The 2,859-nt window shown below is 45.4% G+C and carries 3 protein-coding genes; all 3 read left to right on the plus strand.

Features of this window, described 5'->3' with window-relative positions; genetic code table 11:
* The coding region (gene lepB / locus ED312_RS23430) for a signal peptidase I (protein ID WP_123218438.1) at positions 1-1,091 on the plus strand (1,091 nt) is incomplete at its 5' end.
* A 48-nt stretch (positions 1,092-1,139) separates the two neighbouring features.
* Positions 1,140-1,769, plus strand: coding sequence for a WbqC family protein (locus ED312_RS23435; RefSeq protein WP_123218439.1), 630 nt, complete (start codon positions 1,140-1,142; stop codon positions 1,767-1,769).
* Positions 1,770-1,972: 203 nt separating this feature from the next.
* Positions 1,973-2,584, plus strand: a complete 612-nt coding sequence (locus tag ED312_RS23440) for a hypothetical protein (protein ID WP_123218440.1) — start codon at positions 1,973-1,975, stop codon at positions 2,582-2,584.
* The last annotated feature ends 275 nt before the right edge of the window (positions 2,585-2,859 follow it).

Raw genomic sequence — 2,859 nt, forward strand, 5'->3', positions numbered from 1 at the left:
TCCCCACCTCTTCATTAGAAAAATCATTACTGGTTGGTGATTTTTTGTTTGTGAGCAAGTTCCACTACGGGGCCAGGGCTCCCATGACCGCAGTTGCCGCGCCCATGGTACACGATACTATTCCCGGACTGAAGATCAAATCGTACTTAAACAAACCGCAACTCCCTTACTTTCGTTTTCCTGCCCTTCAGAAAATAAAACGAAACGACATCGTGGTATTCAACTGGCCTACGGATACCGTACGCTATTTTGGCGACCACCGGAGCCGGGACATCCGGAAACCGATAGATAAAAAATCCAATTATGTAAAAAGATGTGTCGGGATTCCCGGGGATTCCCTGGAAATAAGGGACGGCTATGTTTACATTAACGGTAAAAGGACACAACTTCCCGACCGCGCCAGAACACAGTATTCTTATACCGTAACCACCAAAGGAGGAGAATTAAGCCGTGCCTATATGTACGAAAGGTTCGGTGTAACAGACCCTTTCTATCGGGTGGGGAACAATGCCTATCAATTCACTTCGCTTACCGAAGAAAGTGCTTTACGCCTGGAAAAAACTCCCAATGTGGTAAGTGTGGAAAGGCGTATAGAACCGGCTGGCGGAGCCAATTCCCGTATTTTTCCGAATACCGGGACTACCGGATGGAGCGGGGATAATTTCGGACCTGTTTACATTCCCGAAAAAGGGAAAACCGTTGCGCTCACCGCCGAAAACCTGCCCTTTTACAAAAGGATCATTGAAGAATACGAGCATAATATCCTGGAAGCGGAAGGAGAGCAGATAATTATTAACGGCAAACCGGCGGATTCCTATACCTTTAAGCAGGATTATTTCTGGATGATGGGCGATAACCGTCATAATTCCGAAGACAGCAGGTACTGGGGATATGTACCGGAAGATCACATCGTTGGCAAACCCGTATTTATCTGGATGAGCTGGGACAGCCAGGGCGGAAATGTACGCTGGGAACGGATCTTCACCACGGTGGGCGGTTCCGGAGAACCTGTTTCTTACCTGAAATACGTATTGATTATCGTAGTGGCGTGGGTGATCTTCAGCTTTGTACTTAAAAGACGAAAAAAATAATCACGAACCGGGAACTCCCCATTCCGTTCCCGGTACCCTTTTTCATGCATGGAACAAAAGATACTCATACATCCTACCTATTTCCCCTCTGTCATGCACATGGTTGCCCTGGTAAACCACCGGGTAATCCTCGAAGCAGAGGATAACTTTCAGAAACAAACCTACCGCAACCGTATGTATATTTACGGCCCGGGAGGAAAACAACTGCTCACCATACCGGTAAAGCACAGTAAAACGGGGGAACATCAGAAATACCGGGACATACGTATAGAGAACGATTTCAACTGGCGAAAACAGCATTGGAAAACCTTGCAAACGGCTTACAGGACGTCTCCCTTTTTTGAATTTTACGAAGACGATCTCGCCCCTGTTTTCGAGAAGAAACCGGAGTTTCTCATGGATCTCAACCTGGAAACCATAGCATTTGTCTGTGATATCCTCCAGATCAATCCGGAATACGGCAAGACATCTGCCTATGAAAGAGAAGTATCGGGCATGAAAGACTACAGGTTCATGGTAAACGCCAAGGGAGAACCGGAATTCCCCCTTGAACCTTATACACAGGTATTCGGGGAAAAACACGGGTTTATTAGTAACCTCAGCATACTGGACCTCCTCTTTAACGAAGGGCCGAATGCCCTCAGCTATCTGGAAGCCCAGATACTTCCCCCGGTCTAGCCCTCCCCTGTTTACAGATTACACTTCAAAAATACCAACAGGCATTTTACTGCTCCCAACAACTGTCAGGGTATGACAAGCGGCATTTAAAACCGTTTTACCGTGATATAGCCTTCTGGTCCCTCCCTTTGTCCCTTTACAGCAATAACGGTAACGGAATACGGATATTTTCGTGTCGGTATTCCAATCAAAAAACGTCCGTTATGCATGTATTCATTTTATCCCTTCTGTTCTGTCTCTTTCCTGTATTACAGTCCCTCTCCCAACCTGTCATCATGGTTAAATACAGTGATAATCCCGAAACCATAAAGCACGAGGTCCGGCAATACATGAAATACCTGGACATCCGCGAAAACATTCATCTCACCGTGTGTTATAACAGGCATATTCCCGGCGGTATGCTGGGTGTTACTTTCCGTCAAAACACTTCTCAGCCCGATGGTTATCGGCACATCATTATCCGTATCGATCCCCGTTTAAATGCCATGCGCCGCAGGCTCGTTCTTGCCCATGAGATGGTCCATGTAAAGCAATACGCAAAAAAAGAGCTTATCCCCCTGAATAAAAACCATATTATGTGGGAGGGCAAAAAATACCGTGCCTACATATATGACAGACAAACCCCCTGGGAAGCTGAAGCCTATAAAACAGACCGGTTATTAACCAGAAGGTTCCGCAAAGAAAAAACAGCTTCTCCCCCATTCCATCTTCCCTCCACTACTCCGCATATGGAAAATATGATCCTGAAACCACAGGAGGTTTCCTGTCTTCACACTGTTCCTTTAATAAAATCCTGTAATATACCCGGAAAATAACTACGTGCCTCTCCCGGAGATTTCTTTAAGTTTTTCATATATATAGCGCTGCAGTTTGTTAAACATGCGTTAACTTCGCGGATAACTGTAACGCTTTTGTGTATTTTAACACTCCTAAAATATAAACAAACCAAGTAAAGTTTTCGTTCGTATGACTATAACAGGCTGGTTTTTATTTTTCCTCTTTCTGCAACTCCTTCATTTTGCCGGAACCTGGAAATTATACCGGAAAGCCGGAAGAAAAGCATGGGAAGCCCTTGTCCCCGTATACAATG

It is taken from the genome of Sinomicrobium pectinilyticum (assembly GCF_003725735.1).
Lineage (GTDB): Bacteria > Bacteroidota > Bacteroidia > Flavobacteriales > Flavobacteriaceae > Sinomicrobium > Sinomicrobium pectinilyticum.

Bases quoted from the DNA above. Each gene is read 5' to 3' on its own strand.
- ED312_RS23435 (WP_123218439.1), top strand. From the start codon at position 1,140: ATGGAACAAAAGATACTCATACATCCTACCTATTTCCCCTCTGTCATG.
- ED312_RS23440 (WP_123218440.1), top strand. From the start codon at position 1,973: ATGCATGTATTCATTTTATCCCTTCTGTTCTGTCTCTTTCCTGTATTA.